The sequence below is a fragment of the Chryseobacterium sp. BIGb0232 genome (assembly GCF_024810195.1).
Classification (GTDB): domain Bacteria; phylum Bacteroidota; class Bacteroidia; order Flavobacteriales; family Weeksellaceae; genus Chryseobacterium; species Chryseobacterium pennae.
This window is the reverse complement of record NZ_JANUEH010000012.1, coordinates 170458-186515: the sequence shown is the minus strand read 5'-3', so window position 1 is coordinate 186515 and position 16058 is coordinate 170458. Positions and strand designations below refer to the sequence as shown.

The 16058-nt window shown below is 36.4% G+C and carries 15 protein-coding genes and 3 tRNA genes; 8 read left to right on the top strand and 10 right to left on the bottom strand.

The features are described 5' to 3' along the window. Positions 1-146 precede the first annotated feature (146 nt). From M2372_RS21615 to M2372_RS21600, 4 genes are all read left to right on the top strand, one after another. The gene (locus M2372_RS21615; protein WP_115970778.1) at positions 147-938 is read left to right on the top strand and encodes an SDR family oxidoreductase; all 792 of its coding nucleotides are present in this window, start codon (positions 147-149) and stop codon (positions 936-938) included. 69 nt (positions 939-1007) lie between these two features. Beyond that, positions 1008-1403 carry a heme-binding protein gene (locus M2372_RS21610; RefSeq protein ID WP_123321203.1) on the top strand — a complete coding sequence of 132 codons (396 nt, stop codon included), beginning with the start codon at positions 1008-1010 and terminating at the stop codon, positions 1401-1403. Between the two features lie 24 nt (positions 1404-1427). Then, the gene (locus M2372_RS21605; RefSeq protein WP_259081181.1) at positions 1428-2249 is read left to right on the top strand and encodes an AraC family transcriptional regulator; all 822 of its coding nucleotides are present in this window, start codon (positions 1428-1430) and stop codon (positions 2247-2249) included. Between the two features lie 3 nt (positions 2250-2252). After that, on the top strand, positions 2253-2744 hold the full coding sequence (locus M2372_RS21600) for a hypothetical protein (protein WP_123321204.1): 492 nt from the start codon (positions 2253-2255) through the stop codon (positions 2742-2744). Between the two features lie 87 nt (positions 2745-2831). Here M2372_RS21600 and M2372_RS21595 read toward each other — a convergent pair. The 3 genes from M2372_RS21595 to M2372_RS21585 form a co-directional block, all read right to left on the bottom strand. After that, positions 2832-2905: transfer RNA gene (locus M2372_RS21595), tRNA-Arg, on the bottom strand. 31 nt (positions 2906-2936) lie between these two features. Then, positions 2937-3011 (bottom strand) — tRNA-Pro (locus tag M2372_RS21590). A gap of 13 nt (positions 3012-3024) precedes the next feature. Next, positions 3025-3111, bottom strand: a tRNA-Ser gene (locus M2372_RS21585). A 137-nt stretch (positions 3112-3248) separates the two neighbouring features. Between M2372_RS21585 and M2372_RS21580 the strand changes: the two genes are divergently transcribed. From M2372_RS21580 to M2372_RS21565, 4 genes are all read left to right on the top strand, one after another. Beyond that, on the top strand, positions 3249-4274 hold the full coding sequence (locus M2372_RS21580) for an N-acetylmuramoyl-L-alanine amidase (RefSeq protein WP_123321205.1): 1026 nt from the start codon (positions 3249-3251) through the stop codon (positions 4272-4274). Between the two features lie 72 nt (positions 4275-4346). Then, positions 4347-5747 (top strand): aspartate ammonia-lyase, encoded by a 1401-nt coding sequence (gene aspA / locus M2372_RS21575; protein ID WP_115973504.1) that lies wholly within the window; start codon positions 4347-4349, stop codon positions 5745-5747. A 73-nt stretch (positions 5748-5820) separates the two neighbouring features. Then, positions 5821-6675, top strand: coding sequence for a glycosyltransferase family 2 protein (locus tag M2372_RS21570; RefSeq protein ID WP_123321206.1), 855 nt, complete (start codon positions 5821-5823; stop codon positions 6673-6675). Between the two features lie 110 nt (positions 6676-6785). Next, a complete protein-coding gene (locus M2372_RS21565) occupies positions 6786-7832 on the top strand; it encodes a hypothetical protein (protein ID WP_123321207.1) in 1047 nt (348 codons plus the stop codon). Positions 7833-7871: 39 nt separating this feature from the next. On the opposite strand, the gene M2372_RS21560 is transcribed toward M2372_RS21565, so the two are convergent. The 7 genes from M2372_RS21560 to M2372_RS21530 form a co-directional block, all read right to left on the bottom strand. Then, a complete protein-coding gene (locus M2372_RS21560) occupies positions 7872-9350 on the bottom strand; it encodes a lipopolysaccharide biosynthesis protein (RefSeq protein WP_115973507.1) in 1479 nt (492 codons plus the stop codon). A 9-nt stretch (positions 9351-9359) separates the two neighbouring features. Next, positions 9360-10154: an FkbM family methyltransferase gene (locus M2372_RS21555; RefSeq protein WP_123321208.1), complete on the bottom strand. Its 795-nt coding sequence runs from the start codon at positions 10152-10154 to the stop codon at positions 9360-9362. 391 nt (positions 10155-10545) lie between these two features. Beyond that, positions 10546-11214 (bottom strand): DUF2461 domain-containing protein, encoded by a 669-nt coding sequence (locus M2372_RS21550; protein WP_123321209.1) that lies wholly within the window; start codon positions 11212-11214, stop codon positions 10546-10548. Between the two features lie 100 nt (positions 11215-11314). After that, complete coding sequence (locus tag M2372_RS21545) at positions 11315-12544, bottom strand: ABC transporter permease (protein WP_115973510.1); 1230 nt, start codon at positions 12542-12544, stop codon at positions 11315-11317. A 20-nt stretch (positions 12545-12564) separates the two neighbouring features. Next, entirely contained in the window at positions 12565-13314 is a 750-nt protein-coding gene (locus tag M2372_RS21540; RefSeq protein ID WP_123321210.1) for an ABC transporter ATP-binding protein, read from the bottom strand. 55 nt (positions 13315-13369) lie between these two features. Continuing rightward, positions 13370-14638 (bottom strand): efflux RND transporter periplasmic adaptor subunit, encoded by a 1269-nt coding sequence (locus M2372_RS21535; protein ID WP_123321211.1) that lies wholly within the window; start codon positions 14636-14638, stop codon positions 13370-13372. Positions 14639-14641: 3 nt separating this feature from the next. Then, positions 14642-15952 carry a TolC family protein gene (locus M2372_RS21530; protein ID WP_123321212.1) on the bottom strand — a complete coding sequence of 437 codons (1311 nt, stop codon included), beginning with the start codon at positions 15950-15952 and terminating at the stop codon, positions 14642-14644. Positions 15953-16058: the final 106 nt, after the last annotated feature.

Genomic DNA, 16058 nt, shown 5'->3' with positions numbered 1-16058 from the left:
CTTTTAACCCAACTTTATACTTTTTAAATAATAAATACCTCCATAAAATAATATTGAACTTTTGAGCAATATAAAATAGAGCTGTGAGGCAATATTGGCTTTGCGTAATTTAAGCAACTTTGTTATAGAATTTAAACAAACATTAAATGAGCAAAACAATTTTAATTACAGGAGCTGCAAGTGGTTTTGGAAAAATCGCTGCATTTGATCTAGCCCGAAAAGGGTATAAAGTAATTGCCACGGCACAGGTATATCCCCAGATGAGTGATCTGATTCGTGAAGCAAAGGAACTGGGTGTTGAATTGATCGCTGATAAGTTGGATGTCTCCAATTCTCGTGATATCAATTATATTGTAGATAAGTACGATGTTGATATTCTGATCAGTAATGCAGGAATTATGGAAGGAGGGCCAATTGCTGAACAGCCTTTGGAACTTATCCGTTCTATGTTTGATGTAAATGTTTTTGGGGGGCTGGAGCTTGCTCAGGGGTTCATTAAGAAATGGGTAGGGCAGAAGAAGGCTGCAAAGATTGTATTTACAACTTCTATGGGAGAATTATGGACGGTTCCATATGTTGCAGCTTATTGCTCATCAAAACATGCTATGGGTGCTATTGCTGAGGGGCTGAGAACAGAACTGGCAGATTTTAATATCAAAATTGCAACCTGCAACCCTGGGGTTTTCGGTACAGGTTTTAATGATCGTGGTGTAGATTCGATCTTCAGATGGTATAACCCTGAAACTAATTTTACCCCATCATCCGCATTTGACGGAGCTGCTGAGTCTTTAAAGCAACAGCTGGATCCACAATCAATGGCTGACTGCATTGTAAATGTAGCTTTGGACGACAATTCCAATTTCAGAAATGTACATCCTAAGGAAACTGAGGATTTTGTTAAGCAGCTGCAGGCAGAAGCCTGGACTGCAAAAAGCTAATTGATTTTAGGAAAGCATGAACATATTCTTGTTCATGCTTCTTTCATTTAAACTTTAAAAATATATAAAATGAACATTACATATAATGAGGCAACTCAAATTTTGAATGCCTCTATAGAAAAAGCCAAACATTTAGGAATAGCAGTTAGTATAGCAGTTATAGATACAGGTGGACACCTGGTTGCTTTCGCAAGATTGGATAGTTTATATGGAGTTATCGACTTTGCTCTAAAAAAAGCTAGAACTGCAGCTATGTTTGGCGTTGATAGCGAGGTCATGGGGGCTATTATCTCTGGTGCTGAGATGCACGCCTATGGAATGATTAATTCCAATGGAGGACTCCTTACCATTCCAGGAGGGGTAGTTTTAAAGAATAAGGACGGTAATATTATAGGTGCTGTTGGTTGCTCAGGCGGAACAGCAGAGCAGGACAAAGAAATTGCTGCTGCAGGAGCTGATAAATGAAATATTTAATTTTTTACAATTCATATGATGGAACCTGTGTACGAAATAATATTTGATAAGCTGGTGTACTCTTGTATGTTTGAGATGCAAAGAGGAACTGAAGAATATTATCCTGATCATTTTTTAGGATTTCAACTGGCTGGCGAGACTCATGCTTTTTACGATAATGATACTACAATTATTAAGGAAAATACGGTAATACTGGTAAAGCGAAACCAACTGATCCGAACGATTAAATATCCTTCAAAATCTGGGAACTATAAGTTTATTGCTATTACATTAGATAGTAAGACACTCCAGCATTATGCTTTTGAGAATAAAATTAAGATTAAAGAATGTTATGAGGGAAAGCAGAAGTTTTTTTTTGAACCCAATGAGTTCTTACACAGTTATTTTATTTCGTTGGCTCCCTATATCAACAAAACCAAAGAGGCAACACCTAGACTGGCAGAATTAAAGATCAGGGAAGCGATTGAACTTTTGCTGGATAGTAATCCTGACCTTAAATATGTTTTGTTCGATTTTGCAAAACCACATCTTGTTGACCTCGAGAAATTTATGAATAATAATTTTATGTTCAATATTAGTGTAGGATCATTTGCCAAGCTAACGGGACGTAGTATTTCAGGGTTTAAACGTGATTTTGCCAAAGTTTTTAACCGCCCTCCACAACAATGGCTGAAGGAAAAACGCTTGGAAGAAGCTTATTATTTAATCAAATATAAACAGAAAAAGCCTATAGATTTTTACTTAGACCTCGGTTTCGAAAACCTGTCACATTTCTACTATTCTTTCAAACAAAAATTTGGTGAAACAACCACAGAAGTACAATATTCTAAAACCTAAATCATGGATTTTATTCAACTGCAATCCTGGGCAAACGGAGATGCTGAGCAGGGAAAATGGATGCTTTCATTTTCAGTATTACTCGTTCTGTTATTTATTTTGGTACTCAGGAGTGAAAATACACTTTTGCGTGGAATGATGATCCCAATTTTCTTATTATTAGTATTGAATACCTGCTATGGTACATACCTTGTAATGAACAGAATCAGATATGCAGCAGAAATAAACCAAAAGTTTAAAAAGGATGCTCAGAAAACAGTTGCAGCAGAATATAGGAAAACAAAAAATGATGAAAAGTCTTATACTGTATTTAGAATTGTATGGGCTATGCTCACTATTATTTCACTAATTCTCTGTTTCATTTTTACAGCGGATTATTATAGGGGATTGTCATTAGGATTTACGGGTTTATTCTTTGGACTATTGTGTATTGATACCTTCCTGCATTATCGTATATCACTTTATTTTGCAGATTTGCAAAGCCTTCTGAGTTGAGTTTGATCTTTCTATTTTCTTAAAAAGGCTGGTTTGAAAGAAAAATAAAAACAAAAAAACCTCATCATAAAAATGATGAGGTTTTTGTGAGCGCGAAAGGATTCGAACCTTTGACCGTCTGCTTAGAAGGCAGATGCTCTATCCAGCTGAGCTACGCACCCATTTGTAATTTTGAAAAAATTACTAAAACAGTCGGGGCGGCAGGATTCGAACCTGCGACCTCCTGGTCCCAAACCAGGCGCGATGACCGGACTACGCTACGCCCCGAAAATAATAAAAGCGGAGAGTAAGGGATTCGAACCCTTGGTACCGTTTCCAGTACGCATGTTTAGCAAACATGTCCTTTCGGCCTCTCAGGCAACTCTCCTTTATTATTGTATTTTTTAAAGATCTTTGTTCCGTTATTGCGAGTGCAAATATAGAATAGATTTCTTTATTTACCAAATAAAATTCAAGAATTTTTTGTGTATTTTTGAGGTAATAAATTGATAAAAAACCAAACTGATGCGTAAGACATTATATATCATCGGATTAAGCACTTTAGTTTTTTCATGTGCTTCTCAAAAAAATGTAAAAAAAAATACGTACCAACCGAAAAATCCAGTGGTACAGCCAAAACCAGTAGCTAAAACTCAAACACCAGAAGCTCCAAAACCAAAAATTGTGAGCGATCATGGAGTAGACTTTTTTACTACTAATATAGCAGACCCAGCAAAAAATGATAATACGGCAAGTTATGGTTCTATTGTATCTGCAAAACCTGCAGGATATAAAGTGGTGAAAACTTATTTTCCTGCCATGGCACAGAATTTCAGACAGCGTTATCTGATCATGCATTATACTGTACTTCCTGATGACAAGTCCATCACTGTTCTTACCCAGCCGGGAGTAAGTGCTCATTACCTGGTAAACAATACCGGAGATAATGAAATCTATCAGTTGGTAGATGAGAATAAGCGTGCTTATCATGCCGGAGTAAGTTCATGGAGAGCTGACAAGAATCTTAATGATACTTCCATAGGAATTGAAATTGTAAATCCAGGCTTTACTACTGATGCAACAGGTAAAAGACTTTTCGTTCCTTTCAGTGATGCACAGGTAAGAAAAGTAGCCGCTTTAGCGAAAGATATTGTGACAAGATATCAGATCCCGGCTACCAATGTGATTGGCCATGCAGATATTGCACCTACAAGAAAGCAGGATCCCGGGCCAATGTTCCCTTGGAAAAAATTATATGATGAATACCAGATAGGAATGTGGTATGATGAAGCAGCCAAACAAAATTACTTCGATCTTGCACAGACAGAGCTTCCGGCAAAATATAATGATACAGTCTTCATTTTTGCTATACAGACTGCATTACAGAAATTCGGTTATGGAATAGAGCTTAGCGGAAAATGGGATGATGCCACCAAGAAGACGATTGAAGCTTTCCAGTATCATTTCCGTCCACAAAATTATGACGGAATTATGGATGCCGAAACATGGGCTATACTGCAAGCTTTAAATGTAAAATATTCAGTAAAATAATTCAAATTAAAGCGCATCGGATCGATGCGTTTTTGTTATCTTTAAACGATCAAAAACAGTAAAATATCTGTAATGGAAAATTTCAGAAAAGAAAGTGATCTATTAGGCGAACTGAACGTGCCTTTAGACGCTTATTATGGAGTGCAGACCCAAAGAGCAATCAACAACTTCAAAATTTCCGGACAACTTCTGTCAGCGTATCCGGATTTTATCAAAGGACTGGCTTTCGTAAAGAAAGCAGCCGCAAAAACTAACTATGAATTAGGACTTCTTGATGAAAACCTATATTTCAAAATTGCAGAAGCATGCGATGAGATCGTAGCAGGAAAATACCATGAGCAATTTCCGGTAGATATGATACAGGGAGGAGCAGGAACTTCAATCAATATGAATGCGAATGAAGTAATTGCTAACATTGTATTGGGAAAATTAGGAAAAAATAAAGGCGAATATGAGTTTTGTTCACCTAATGATCATATCAACCTTTCACAGTCAACCAACGATGCTTATCCTACCGCAATCAAAATGGGATTGCTGCATATGAATATCGGTCTGGTAGAAAGACTGGAGAAAATCATTGAAGCTTTCCGTGCAAAAGGACAGGAGTTTCATGATGTTATCAAAATGGGACGTACACAGCTTCAGGATGCTGTTCCTATGACATTAGGACAGGAGTTCGAAGCATATGCTGCTACACTGGAAGAAGATATTTCCAAACTGAATAATAATGCAAGCCTTTTCGTAGAAGTAAACATGGGAGCTACTGCCATAGGAACAGGACTGAATGCCCCGGTTGGATATGCTACACTTTGTGCTAAAAATTTAGCTCAGATCACAGGATTCCCGATTGTTTCCGCACCTAACCTTGTAGAAGCTACACCGGATACAGGATCTTATGTGATTTATTCTTCAGCGACGAAGCGTCTTGCAGTAAAATTATCAAAGATCTGTAACGATTTAAGACTGCTTTCATCAGGACCAAGAGCTGGACTGTTCGAAATCAACCTTCCGCCAATGCAGCCGGGATCATCTATTATGCCAGGTAAAGTAAATCCGGTTATTCCTGAAGTGGTAAACCAGGTTTGTTTTAAAGTATTTGGAAACGATCTTACAGTAACCTTTGCTGCAGAAGCAGGACAATTGCAGCTTAACGTAATGGAGCCGGTACTTTCTCATGCTATTATGGAAAATATCAATTTCCTTTGCAATGCACTAGATACCCTTCGTGATAAATGTGTGGTAGGAATTACTGCCAACAAAGAAGTATGTCTGAATATGGTAAAACACAGCATCGGAATTGTTACAGCATTAAACCCTTATATCGGTTACAAACAATCCACACAGATTGCCAAAGATGCATTGGAAACCGGGAAAAGTGTATACAATCTTGTTTTAGAAAGAGGAATTCTTTCTCAGGAAAAACTTGATGAGATCCTTGATCCGAAAAACATGCTGAAGCCGCATAACAAGTAAAATAAAACAATGAGTGGTAAATGATGTGAAAGCATCATTTATCACTTGTTATTCATCATTTATAAAATAATCCGTGAGGTTTTTAATTATTATTCCTGCCCATAACGAAGAGCAGAACCTCTCATTCACTCTGGATTCCCTGCAACAACAAAGTAGTAAGGACTTTAAGGTAGTAATCGTTAATGACGGTTCCATAGATGCTACTCCTGAGGTGATCAGGAAATATACAGAGACTGATTCCCGTTTTGAAACAATAAACCTTCAGAAATCAGAACATCAGCCTGGTTCAAAGGTTGTTCATGCCTTTAAAAATGGTTTGCAGACACAATCTGTAGATGAGTTTGATATCATCTGTAAATTTGATGCTGATATTATTCTACCTGAAAACTACCTGAAAACTGTAAAAGAAGCTTTTGTTAATAACCCTGAATATGGATTGGTAGGAGGTTTACTTTATGTGGAACAGGAAGGGAACTGGGTGTACGAAGGAAACTCCAATAAACATCATGTAAGAGGACCTATGAAAGCTTACCGAAAGGAATGCTTTGTTCAGATGGGTGGTTTAAGAGAAACATTAGGTTGGGATAATATAGATTCTATCGTATTGGAACATTTGGGATGGAAGGAAGTGGTCCTGCCGGAACTCCATGTAAAACTTATCAAAGTAAAAGGAGCCGATTATACCATCAAACCGGCTGATTATTACGGCCGTTATTTCTATTTTTTAGGATTAAACAGGTTTCTGGCTTATATAGCCTCTTCAAAGGAAGCAATGAAAAGCAAATCACCATCATTCTTTTTTGATATTGTGAAATCCTATGAAGCTTGTAAGTCAAAAAAACTGGAGCTTAAAATTACAAAGGAAGAACAGAAGGTAGTCAATGATCAGCGTTGGAAAATGCTGAAGAAAAAATGGCTGAAAATATAATGCTGTAATCCAAAATAAACATCAATAGGAATGGACTTTAGCCCATTCGTAATGAAAAATAAAAATTAAATCGGCTTTAGCCAAAACCTAAAAATAACCGCTATCAGTTAGTGAAAAAAATAGCCTACATAGAAATAGACACCCACGCAGAAATAGCACAGGCTTTCATAAATATTATGGAAGGATCTCAGAATTTCAGTGTAGATTATTATTTTTCAAAAAAAATTAAAGATCAGATCGGCGAAACAGAATCAAATGTTTTTTTGTCTGATAGTTCTATGATTTTAGATCAGCTTAAGACCAAAGAATATGATTTGGTTATTGTAGGAACCGTTCACCGTTTCTTTAATACATTTCTTGCTGTAACAAATAAATACAATACAGCTGTTATTACCCATAACCTCAATTTTACCAGGGCTTCGAAATTTGATTTGATCAAAAGTGTATTTAAAGGAGATGTTATCTACCGGATGAAGTTGTGGTTAAAAGAAGGGTTGCTGTATGCCACTAAAGTATATCAGGAATCAAAATCCCTGATGGTGCTGGATGAAGCATTGACCTCTGACAGACATCAGTTTTTACCTCTTTTTTATGCCAGAGACTTTGTGAAATCTAAGAATGAAAGTCTTATGATTGTCATCCCCGGTGGTGTTTCACAAAAGAGGAGAGATTATAACCATATTTTCACTATTATTCAGCAGATTAGAACAGATCAGAAATGTGAATTTATTTTTCTTGGAAAAGCTAAGGATAAAGAATTGAAAAAGCTCGAACATTTATCTTCAAACCTGCCGGAGAATATTTCTGTAACCTATTTTTCAGAAAGGATTTCTGCAGAAGATTTTGAGAAGTGGATGAAGAAAGCAGATGTGCTTTGGTGCCCGATTCAGCAGGGGACGGAATTTTTCAGCATACAGGAAACATATGGACAAACCAAGATGACAGGAAACCTGGGTGATTCAATTGCCTATGGGAAATTGGCTGTTTTTCCAAAGAATTATCCTTCAAAACTGAATTTCATTGTACCTGAAAAAGAGAATATTCTCGAACAACTGAAAGAGCTTGCCGAAACTCATTTCGATTTTCAGAAAAGTTACGGTAGGGCAGAAGTTCAAACAAAAGTAGAACAGTTATTAAACGGTTTTATTGCCGGTTAAAAAACTGCATTTTTGTTCCTTTATTTTTCTTTCTAAGTTTTATTTAAACTTAAAAATACTCTTAATAAACTTTGCATTCAGGTAATCCTCGATCGGGAAAATTTTTGTAAAATAGTTTCCGATATAAATCAATGCAAGAACTACGGCTGGCTTATAGATCAGATTGATGAAGTTGTTGTCAAAATTAGGCAGAACAATTGCTACAGTAATCGCCAGGGTACAAATGATAGATACGAAGATCATTTCAATAGTTAATGGTGAAACTTTGAAAACAATGTAGTTGAATAAAATTTTGAGAACATTATAAATGGTAAGGGAAATAGCTGTAGATAAAGCAATTCCGATAAGCTTCAGATCAGTGTTTTTGATGAAGTAAAAATTCAGTCCAATCGTTAATCCTGCCAATAAAAGCATTAACAGAATATTGAATCTGTAATACTTTGAAAGAGAGATGATATTTCCGTTAAATCCTGTTGCCAGATCAATTAAAACTGCAGAACCCCAGATCCATACAACCGGTTCGTATTCTCTTAACATAACACCGTTTTTAGGCATAAACTGAGTTAGGTAAGGAAATCCAACCATAATACAGGAAAACAATACAGCTCCCAAAAAATATAAGGTTAATGATGTTTTTTTATGAAACTTATCAAGGCCTTCCATATCACCATCGGCAAGATGCTTACTGATAATAGGGGCCGAAATATTGAATAACCCCAATTGTGGAATGGAAATTAAAGAGATAAGAGCATACAGTACAGAATAAATACCATTTTCTTCCATGCCCATAAATTCTCCAATCATAAAACTATTGATTGCCAGATAATTTCCAAAGGTCCCCAGAAAACCAAAAAAACTGTAGTTTAAAAACTCCTTCCAGAAATTATTCTTTTTAAAATAATCTGTGCTGATATCAAAATGAATTTTCTCAAGCTTATTCGTGTAATAAATATATCCGAAAAGCATTAAAGTAAACATTCCGAAGAAAAAGGCTAATGCTATATTCTGAGACAGAGCAAAATAAGAGAAAAGACAGAAAGCTCCCAAATTGGCTATTTTAGGGAAGAGATTGTCAAAGATATTAGAAACAACAATTCTTTTATAATTAGACGTGTATTTATTGAAAATAGCACAAAGAGATAAAACCAGAATAAGAGGTAGGATAATTCCCTTAATTTTCCAGGCTTCCGAATGCATGAACTTGGGATAAAAGTAAGGAAGAATAAAAAATACAATAGAAAATATCAGGAAGTTAATTAAAATCGTAACAAGCGATAGAGAGAGCATGTTCTGATTTTTGCCATCTTTTTGTAAAGAATGAAAAAACTTTACATTAGCGTATGAAATTCCAAAAACCACAAAAGGAACAAGCATTTCTGCAGTCTGCATACTGTAGCGGAGTTTTCCATAAAATTCAAAATCATTTGGAAAAATGAATATTGCAGAAACTGTGCCCAGCAAAAAACCAATATAGCCAATAATGGAATATTTGAAGCCTTGTCTCGCTACTACACTCATAAAGTTGTTTTAAGGGTTTTTAGGTATAAAAATAATATTGTTGATGTACTGAGTTTTATTTTTTTCGTCGTTTGTATTTTGTAATAGAATTTCCTCTGTAAGTGGCTCAAGGGTAAAGCTGTTCCTGTTCAGGTATTTCACTTCATATCCCCAGCTTGCTACTTCAGAGATTTCATTCCATATTGGTGTTTGGTGATGCCTTTGTTCCATCTCAACCATTAAGGTAGGCATAAACTGTCTGATGGTTTCTTTTGCTCCCGAAAGAGTTTTTATTTCATTCCCTTCAACATCTATTTTAATAAAATCTAATCTGTTGAAGTGCTCAAGGGCTGCCCATTCGTCCAGTTTGATAACCTTTACTTTCTCAGTATAGCTTTTCTCTTCGCCTTTTTCTTTGTAAGCAGTGTTTAAGGTTCCACGGGAAGCAATCGTTTTTCCGTTGATAATGGGAACTTTGAATTCCGCTATTGTATTTTCGTCAGAAAGAGCCAAAGGAAGTACCCGCATTGTAGGGAATAGTCTTTTCAGTCTTGTATAAAGCTTTTTATTAGGTTCGAAAGCATAGATATGCTCATGATTTAATTTGCTTTCCAGCTGATATAGAAAAGTTCCTACGTTGGCACCAATGTCCAGTATTACAGCACTTTTGGGAAGGTATTCTTTGATCCATACCAGTTCCGGTTCTACATTGCGTTCCGAAAAATTATCTTTATTAAGATGGTTTAAGGTCTTAAAGTATCTTTTTTTATAAAAATCCGGACTTATATATTGTAGTTTTTCTGCAATTTTTTGGTATAAAGACATCCTTAGCTTTTTGACGAACAGCAAAGATAAACAAAAATGTAAAACTTATCTTAAAAAATGTTAAATATAATAAATTGATTTTCAGGAGATAGTCTTTATTAGATGTTTTGTAAGGGACTGAATTGTAATGTATTTTAAGTTTGTCACAGAAACGCCTTATGCAAGCTTTTTATTTTAAAGAAGAGGTAAGTGCAAAATATAACCCAAGAACTTCACAGGTTTTTAAACACAAATAACACGAATGTTTTCATAAATAACATAATTTACATCCTCAAAGCATTTACCCATAAGAATCTGTGTATTCTTATGATATATGCAAATTATTATCTAATTTATTACTAAATCCTTTTGTGAATCTAAAGGAGATTTGTGGGAAAAAAATCAGGAATTTTTAAGCCTGGAAAGGTGTATTCAGAAAATCATTAAATGGTTTCATCAGCTTAAAAATCTTAGTCATATTCTTTAGAGCGTTTTGATCTAAAACCTCTTCATCTTTGAGTGAGTACACTACAATAAAATTCTTAAGTTTTAAATATTCAGCCATAGGATCTTCCTTTTCAAAACCCTGAGGAACCTTTTTCAGTTTATCATCCTGATCCAGTTCCGGAAAATGTTTTTTGAAGTCTTTATTATCTAGAATTTTAAGAAAATCATTACCGTAGAGCGATATCTCTTTTCGTACTTCCTTCAGTACTGAGGACTCAGGCATGTAAATTCCGCCGGCTAAAAAAGATTTTCCCGGTTCCATATGAAGGTAGTATCCACCCTTCTGATGTCCTTTTCCCATTCCTAGTGAAGCTCCGAAATTGGTTTTATAAGGGGATTTATCTTTTGAAAATCTGGTATCACGGTAAATTCTGAAGAGTGATTTTTTGCTGTCGATTTTAGAAAGTTCTTCATCAAAACCAGACATTTCCCTGATCAGGTCATCCAAAAACTCAATAACATTTCCCTGAGATTCTGTATACAGGTTTTTATTCTCATTGAACCATTCACGGTTGTTGTTTTTGCTTAATTTCTTTAGAAAATCAAAGGTTTTGGAAGAAATGCTGGCTGACATACTTTTGTTTGGTATTTAATTGTGTTAGTTGTTTCAGGGTTAAGATATAAACTTATGTCTGATATCTCAAAGCCGCAACGTTATTCAAATTTACACAAAACTATTCATATCTCAATGCGTCAATAGGATCCAGTTTTGAAGCCTTCAGGGCAGGATAATACCCAAAAAATACTCCGGTTACAGCACAGACAATAAACGAAATAATAATTGACGATTCTGTAATAAAAGTAGGCCACGACAAGAAGAAGGTGACCAGCTCCGAAGTGAGAATACCTAAAATAACACCAAGTATTCCTCCGGTAATACTGATGAGAACGGCTTCAATCAAAAATTGATACAGGATATCCTTTCCTCTTGCTCCGATAGACATTCTAAGGCCGATTTCTTTAGTTCTTTCTGTAACAGAAACATACATGATATTCATAATTCCGATTCCGCCCACAATAAGAGAAATCCCTGCAATAGCTGAAAGCAGTACTGTCAAAAGCTGGCTGGTGGAACTCATCGTGGAAATCAGTTCAGCCTGAGTTCTTACGCTGAAGTCATCATTGCTTCCATCCAGGGGTAGCTTGTGCTGTTTTCTAAGGATCTCTGAAACCTGATCGGTAGCCTGTTGTGAAGTATTCTCATTCGTAGAAGATGCATAAATGGTCTGTACATATGTTATTCCTAAAAATCTTCTCTGAACAGTGTTAAAAGGCGCAATAATCACATCATCCTGATCCTGCCCGAATGCATTGGAGCCTTTGGGAGCAAGGATGCCAATGATTTTCATAGGAACTTTATTGAATCTGATAATACTTCCCACCGGATCTTCGCCATTAGGAAATAGATTATTATAAACAGTTTGTCCCAGAAGGCAGACTTTGTTGGAAGAAGTGACATCTTTTTTGGAAAAAAGGTTGCCGCTGGAAATATTCCAATCCCTGATCTGAAAATACTCTTCATTTACACCCTGCAATTGAGTAGGCCAGTTATTGGGCCCGTTGATAGACTGTCCATTGGTCTGTACAGCCGGAGAAACAGAAGAAACATCCGCAGCGCCTTTGGAAATGGCTTCAGCATCCTGTGGTTTTAAGGTTTGTAATCCGGAAGCTCCTATTCTTGCTCCACCTGAAACATTCACGTTACTTGAAGGACGGATCGTAATCATATTGGAACCCATTGAAGAAAGCTGGTCACTGATGCTTTTTTTAGAACCTTCACCAATAGCTGTCATGGCAATTACCGAGGCAACACCAATGATAATCCCAAGCATGGTTAAAAATGCACGTAGTTTATTTCTTAAAAGGGCTTTCCAGGCAATTCTGAAGAGATTGGAGAGATTCATTGCAATGGGTTTTGGATTAGCTATTGATAGTCATCATTTACCGGAAGGTTATCCAGAGCTTCTCTGGCAGACTTTATATTGTCATTTTTAATATCCTTGATAACCTTTCCGTCCCGTAGTGTTACCGTTCTGCTGCTAAAAGTAGCAATATCAGGTTCGTGTGTTACAAAGACAATTGTACGTCCCTGTTGATTGAGATCCTGCATAAGAGCCATTATTTCATATGAAGTTCTTGTGTCAAGGTTTCCTGTAGCTTCATCAGCTAAGATCATTACAGGTTCATTGACTAAAGCCCGGGCAATAGCCACTCGCTGCTGCTGTCCACCGGACATCTGATTAGGGAGGTGATCTATTCTGTTTTCCAGTTTTACAGCAGCAAGTGCTTCTACTGATCTTTTATATCGTTCCTCCGTTGAAATTTTAGGATTATAAAGAAGGGGAAGCTCTACATTTTCCCTTGCAGTAGTTCTGGCAAGAAGATTATAGGCCTGAAATACAAAACCTATTTTTTGGTTTCTTAATATGGCCAGTTCATCGCGGTCAAGGTTTTTAACATTGACTCCATCCAGAATATAATCCCCGTTTGATGGTTTATCCAGACAGCCTAAAATGTTGAGCAGGGTAGATTTTCCCGAGCCACTGCTTCCCATGATGGTTACGAATTCACCTCTTTCTACTGAAAAAGTAACTCCTTTCAGCGCATGAACGATTTCTTCACCCATCCTGAATTCTCTTTTCAGATCCATGATTTCCAGAATTTTTTCTGTCATGACTTTTATTTTAGAATTGCTGATTCTCTTAATTTAAATTTTGGATAAGGTACTATTACTGTCTTGGTCCACCACCACCGTTGCCTTTAGTATTTCCACCACCTCTTCTTTGAGGCATAAACGGGCTTTTTGCCTGCCCGCCTGAAGATTTTTTAGATAAAAGCTTATAACCGGTGATAATATTGTCATTTTTATCCAAGCCTGAAATTACCTGCATTTCAGTATCATTATCCATTCCTGTTTTAATCTTTTTACGGGATATCGTACTGTCTTTGGCAATGACCCATACACCCATCTCATTCTTTTTATCCATCCCTTTCGTTTTCTGCTTTTTCCATTGTCCTTTTTCATGTTTTTTGCCATTGGCAAAAGGAGAGTTGATTTTATATTTCTGAATAACAAGGCTGTCGGGCCTAAAACTGGTTGCAGCAACCGGAATCTTCATTATATTATCTATAATCTGCGTATAAATTGTGATATTGGCTGTCATTCCCGGCTTTAATTTTAGTTCGGGATTATCAGCATTGATAATGGTTGTATAGTTTACAACATTCGAGGAGACAGTAGGGTGGAGCCGGACTTCGGCAACTTCACCGTCAAATGTTTCGTCAGGAAAAGCGTCAACTGTAAAAGTAACTTTCTGCCCAACTTTCACATTTCCGATATCAGCTTCATCTACTGAGGCGCGAACCCTCATCTTCGTAAGGTCCTTTGCTATACTGAATAGAGTAGGTGTACTGAAGCTTGATGCAACAGTCTGTCCTTCACTTACATTCCTGTTAAGAACCGTGCCGTCTATCGGAGAATAGATGTTCGTGAGTGAAAGATTTTTATTGGCGGTAGAAAGCTGAGCAGTTACAGTACCTACCTGTGCTTTTGCTATATTATATTGATTGGTGGCATTGTCATAATCCGCCTTACTGATAGCACCTACTTTATAAAGCTGTGACTGTCGGTTGATATTGATTTCATTATAGGCAAGGTTACTTTTTGCATTTTGTAGATTAGACTGGTACTGTTCAGATTGAAACTTGAGGAGATCCGGATCCAGAGTAGCTAAAAGCTGCCCCTTTTTCACTGTAGAATTAAAATCTACATAAATATTTTTGATGATACCTGATACCTGAGTCCCTACAGCAACGGTATCTACCGGCTGAATAGTTCCTGTAGCTGTAATAGAATTGGATATTTCTCCCATTTCGGGTTTTACAGTTTCCAGTTGGATTTTTATCTCTTTTTCTCTGATGAAGAAAAACCAGACTGCACCTAAAACAATGATGCCGCCTACAACCCAATACAACCATTTTTTATTCTTTGTTTTCATAGTTTACTTTAGATTTATAGGGTTACCTGCGTAAAATTCGTAGATCTGTTTATTAAGAACTGCAGTGTATTTTGCCTGCAGATAATTTTGAATAGATTGGATGTAAAGCAATCGCTGCTGTTGAAGCTGCACATAGTCGATACTGCCTATTTTCATTTGAGCATTTACAATATCATAGCTCTGTTTACTGATGTTCATTTGTTTGGAAGCGGAATCGAATTGTGACAGGGCATTTTGTAGATTGATATATGATTGCTCGATTTGTTGGTTCAGAATTGTTTTTGTGTTTTGCAGATCAAGATTGGCCTGTTCTATGGCAATCTTCGATTTTTCAATCTGAGTTTTGTAGATTCTGTTGTTGTAAATTGGAATTCCGAGGCTTAATCCGATAGGCATGTAGAAATTGTTACCCAATTGATTGAAATAATTTCCATTTCCGTTGGAATAATTGGTTGAAATGTTTCCTACCACACTTAAGGTTGGTTGAACAGAAGCCTGTGCCATTTTAAGATTGGTATTCGAATTTTCCACATTCAATTCTCCGTATTTGACCTCCGGACGTTGGCTTTGAGCGAGATTCTGAACGTCCGGTAATGGTTTTAGCTGATCATCTACAATAATGCTGTCAGGTTTTGCAATCTGAAAGTCATAATTGGTTGGTAATTGCAGGAGTTGCTTTAAATTAACAATATTAGTCCGTAAATTATTCTGAGTTGAAGTCAGATTATACTCATCCTGAGCAACCTGTGACTGAATCTGCAGGTAATTAAGTTTTGACAGGCTTCCTGCTTTATAAAGCTGATCTCCCTGTTTTAATTGAGTTTGGGTTGTTTTCAGAACATTTTCCAGGGAAACGATATTTTCTTCATTCATCAGAATATTCAGATAAGCCTGTGTGATGCTTAGGGTGATGTTGTTTTGGGATTCCTGTACAGATAAGTCAGCCATCTGGACCAGCAGGTTTTTTGATGCTTCATTATTTTTAATATAATTGGCATGATAGATCGTCATGGAAGAATTGGCTCCAATGCTTTGGGTTTGTGCACCCGTTACATGAAGACCATCGTTACTATTCAGTGCAAAAAGTCCTTGTGAAACCGTTCCGTTGAGGTTAGGGTATTTTGCTTCTTTAGCTTGGAATAAATCCTGTTGGGCCGAATTTTTAGAAAGCCTTAATGAATTGATAGAAATATTATTTTCCTTTGCATATTCAATACATTTATCCAGGGTCCAGCGGGCGGGATAATTAGGTGTCTGGGCCAATATTTCAAGCGTTATCAATGAGAATATCAAAAAGAAAAATTTGCGTTTCATAGTTTTGTTTTTGAAAATTCATAAATAATCCAGAAAAAATCAATCCAATTTAATAAAAAAAACTAATGTTTAACAGTTTTTTAATATAAGGCTTGTTTTTTTATGT